Genomic DNA, 3,443 nt, shown 5'->3' with positions numbered 1-3,443 from the left:
CCAGGCCTGCGCCGGATGGCCCGAAACCCCACCCGGCCACTCACACTCTTCGGAATCACCACATGACCAGCACAAACGACTTTGCCGGAACCCTGGCCCACCCTGGGGGGCGTTCCCAAGTCCAGTCTATCGGCAGGGCCCGACAAAGCCCGTGGCCGAAGCCTGGTTGTCCACAACTCCGCAGAGTTGTGGACAACCAGGCTCAGCGATTCGCGCCGACCAGTTCCCGTTCCTCGGGCTCGTCCAGGTGCTTCGTGAGCTTCTCGCCCTCGACGTCGACGTCCGGCAGGATGCGGTCCAGCCACTTCGGCAGCCACCACGCGCTGCGGCCCAGCAGCGACATCACGGCCGGGACCAGGGTCATCCGGACCACGAACGCGTCCACCAGCACGCCGAACGCCAGCGCGAAGCCGATCGACTGGATCAGCGACGATTCCGCGAGGACGAAGCCGGCGAACACGCTGATCATGATCAGCGCCGCCGCGACGACCACCCGGGCGCCGTGGCGGAAGCCGGTCACCATCGCTTCCTGCGGCTCCGCGCCGTGGACGTGCTCCTCGCGCATCCGCGTCACCAGGAACACCTGGTAGTCCATCGCCAGCCCGAACAGCACGCCGATCAGCAGGATCGGCAGCATGCTCATGATCGGGCCGGTCGACTCGACGCCGAGCAGGTCCGTCAGCCAGCCCCACTGGAACACCGCGACCACCGCGCCGAACGTCGCCGCGACCGAGCCGAGGAAGCCGATCGTCGCCTTCAGCGGCACCACCACCGAGCGGAACACCAGCATCAGCAGCACGAACGCCAGCCCGACGATCAGCGCCAGGTACGGCAACATCGCGTCCGACAGCTTCTCCGAGACGTCGATGTTCGCCGCGGTCTGGCCGGTGACGGCCAGCTTCGCGTCCAGGTTGCCGGATTCCGCGCGGATCGCGGCCACCAGGTCCTCGGTCTGCGTGCTGCTCGGGCCGCTCTTCGGGATCACCGTGAGCAACGCCGTGTCGCCGGCCTGGTTGAGCCGCGGCGGCGTGACGGCGGCGACGTCGGGCAGCTTCTGGATGTCGGCCGCGGCCTGGCCGAGCGCGGCCTGGCGGTTGCCGCTCGCGGAGACGTCGACGACGACCAGCAGCGGGCCGTTCGAGCCTTCGCCGAAGCTGCGGCTCGCGATCTCGTACGCCTTGCGCTGCGTCGACTCCGGTGCCGCGGTGCTGTCGTTGGGCAGGCCGAGCTGCATGCTCAGCGCGGGCAGCGCGACGACGGCCATCCCGGCCAGCGCCACCAGCAGCACCGGGATGCGGTGGCGGCCGACGAACCGCGCCCAACGCTCGCCGTGCGTCGTTTCGACCGGCTTGCGGCGCAGCCGGATGCGGCCGCCGGCGACCCGGGACCCGGCGAAGCCGAGGATCGCGGGCAGCAGCGTCAGGGCGATGAGCACGGCGATCGCGACGGTGGCGGCCGCGGCGACGCCCATCTGGCCGAGGAACGGGATGCCGATCACGGTGAGGCCGGCCAGCGCGATGATGACGGTGAGCCCGGCGAAGACGACGGCGGACCCGGCGGTGCCCGCGGCGCGGCCGGCGGCTTCTTCGGGGTCGCGGCCGATGCCGAGTTCGTGGCGGTAGCGCGAGACGATGAACAGCGCGTAGTCGATGCCGACGGCCAGGCCGATCATCAGCGCCAGCACCGGCGTGTTCGAGTTCAGCTCGAGGAACCCGGACGCGAGGAAGATGCCCGCCATCCCGGTGCCGACGCCGATCAGCGCGGTGAGCAGCGGGATGCCGGCCGCGAGCAGCGAGCCGAAGGTGATGATCAGCACGACGGCGGCGACGGCCACGCCCAAGCCTTCGGTGGCGCCGGTCGCGGGCACACCCTGCACGGCGTCACCGCCGAATTCGACGGTGAACCCGGCGGCACGTCCGGCGTTCGCGGTGTCCAGCAGAGCCTGACGGTCCTCGTCGGTCAGTTCGTACGCTTTCGCTCCGTAACTGACCTGGGCGAGGGCGACGCGCCGATCGGGTGAGATCGACTGCGCTTGGAACGGGTCGACCACCGCGGCGACCTTGGGTGCCGTCTTCAGCTGGCCGACGAGCGCTTCGACGGCGGCCTTGCCCTTCGCGTCGGTCACCGTGGTGCCGGCCGGGGCCTCGATGACCACGCGCGCGGTGGCGCCTCCGGCGTTGGCCTGCGGGAACTTCTCGGTGAGCTGGTCGATCGCCCGCTGCGACTCGGTGCCGGGGATCGTCACCGAGTTCGACAGTTGGCTCGAGAGCGTCAACGCACCCAGGCCCAGTGCCACCAGGACCGCCGCCCAGACGGCCGCGACCAGCGCTCTGCGCCGGAAGGAGAACCGGCCGAGCCGGTACAGGAAGGTCGCCACGAGTCAGCTCCGTTTCGCCCGAACGGGGTCAGTTCACTCCACAGGGTCGTTTCCAAGCTAGCCGATCGGCAAGGGCGACTCCAAGCCGATCGGCAAGTATGTGACTTGCCGAACAGCAAGGTTTATCCCTAGCCGTTCGGCTAGTAAGGCGGTTTGCCGATCGACAGGGCGTGACGTAGGCTCCGACGGCTCGCTGAGGAGGAAGAATGACCGCCGGCCCGGCCGAGGACACCCGGACCCGACTGCTGCAGACCGCGCTGCGCCTGTTCACCGAACACGGGGTCGAGGGCACGTCGCTGCAGATGATCGCCGACGCGCTGGGCATCACCAAGGCGGCTGTGTACTACCACTTCAAGACGAAGGCGGAGATCACCGAGGCGGTGGCGGAGCCGGGCGTCCGCGACCTGGACGACCTCGTCCGGCGAGCGGCGGCGTTGAAGCGCCGGGGAGCGCAGGTGGACCTGCTGCTGGAGGGGTTCGTCGATCTGGTGATCCGCCACCGCGCGCTGGTGGCGCTGTTTTCGAGCGACCCGGGCATCGCCCGCGCGATCGAGAAGTCCGCCCACGGCGGCATGGAGGGCTTCGGTCGCGCGATGCTGGGCATCCTCTCGGGCCCGGACCCGGACACGACGGCCCGCGTCAACGCCCTGGTGACGTTGACCGGGATCGCCATGGCCGGAGGTTCGCCCGACCTGGCCGGCCTGGGCGACGAAGAGCTGCGAACGGAACTCCTGGACGTGGGCCGCCGCCTCCTCGGCCGCCCCCGCCGCCGCCCCCTCGCCCCCGTGCCGACCCTCTGATCACGCGAGATGCCCCGCTGATCACGCGAGATGCCTCCCCAAGCCCGCGAGATGCCCCGCTGATCACGCGAGTTCCGCGTCCGGTCACGCGAGTTCGGCCTGCGGTTACGCGAGTCCCGGCCCCGATCAACCAAGTTCGGCCCGCAATCACGCGAGTCCCGCCCCCAATCAGGGCCTGTCTCGTGATCGGTGTGTCCGGCGTTGTTGATCAGTAGGTTTCGGCGCCCGGCCAGCGGTCACCGAAGGTGATGGCGAAGGCGTTGATC

The 3,443-nt window shown here is 70.0% G+C and carries 2 protein-coding genes; one reads left to right on the top strand and one right to left on the bottom strand.

Annotation, left to right across the window (positions count from 1 at the left end; all coding sequences use genetic code 11):
* Positions 1 to 202: 202 nt before the first annotated feature.
* Positions 203 to 2,377: an MMPL family transporter gene (locus tag ACWEVN_RS47240; RefSeq protein WP_452055626.1), complete on the bottom strand. Its 2,175-nt coding sequence runs from the start codon at positions 2,375 to 2,377 to the stop codon at positions 203 to 205.
* A gap of 206 nt (positions 2,378 to 2,583) precedes the next feature.
* On the opposite strand from ACWEVN_RS47240, the gene ACWEVN_RS47235 reads away from it, so the two are divergent.
* On the top strand, positions 2,584 to 3,177 hold the full coding sequence (locus ACWEVN_RS47235; RefSeq protein WP_452055625.1) for a TetR/AcrR family transcriptional regulator: 594 nt from the start codon (positions 2,584 to 2,586) through the stop codon (positions 3,175 to 3,177).
* Positions 3,178 to 3,443 lie beyond the last annotated feature (266 nt).

Source organism: Amycolatopsis sp. NPDC003861 (genome assembly GCF_053605405.1).
The sequence above is the reverse complement of the archived record's forward strand: the minus strand, read 5'-3'. Positions and strand labels throughout refer to the sequence as shown.

Excerpts from the sequence above, each read along its gene's own strand:
- ACWEVN_RS47235 (WP_452055625.1), top strand. The coding sequence starts at position 2,584 with ATGACCGCCGGCCCGGCCGAGGACACCCGGACCCGACTGCTGCAGACC.